This window comes from Pseudoalteromonas ostreae, assembly GCF_018069805.1.
Lineage (GTDB): Bacteria > Pseudomonadota > Gammaproteobacteria > Enterobacterales > Alteromonadaceae > Pseudoalteromonas > Pseudoalteromonas ostreae.
Genome location: NZ_JAGPYN010000080.1, coordinates 1 through 431, shown reverse-complemented (window position 1 = coordinate 431; position 431 = coordinate 1). Strand labels below are relative to the sequence as shown.

1 protein-coding gene is annotated in these 431 nt (G+C 38.1%); it reads right to left on the bottom strand.

Annotated features, from left to right (window positions below; translation table 11 throughout):
- Positions 1 to 431 (bottom strand): transposase (locus J7338_RS20610; RefSeq protein ID WP_276529889.1); only part of this gene is annotated, 431 nt, incomplete at its 3' end.

Genomic DNA, 431 nt, shown 5'->3' with positions numbered 1-431 from the left:
CCCATCGTTCCTTTACCTCGCTGGGCTATTCCATCAAAGGTCTTGTGTCTTGGAATACGAATGTTATGGCAGACCTTAATAGATGTAGAATCAATGAATTCAACGCCTGTGGGTTTACCTTTAAGTGAAGTGAAATAGGCACACATTGGCACAATTACTCTCGGCATAACGGCTAGAAATCGTGTGTAACTGAGTAAGTTAGGAAATTCACTTTTGTACATAAGTGATACATAACCAAGGTAGTAGTTTTTGAAATCACGATGATGTGACATGTGAAAACTAATAACAATAGTCATAATTTCACTGGTCGTCATACGGCCTGCTCGCTGACGTTTTTGGGTGCCATCTTCGAGTAATTGTTTTTTCCATTGGGGTATAAATACTTTGCAAAAATCATCGACATCGCAAAACAATTCAACTAATTTAATCAT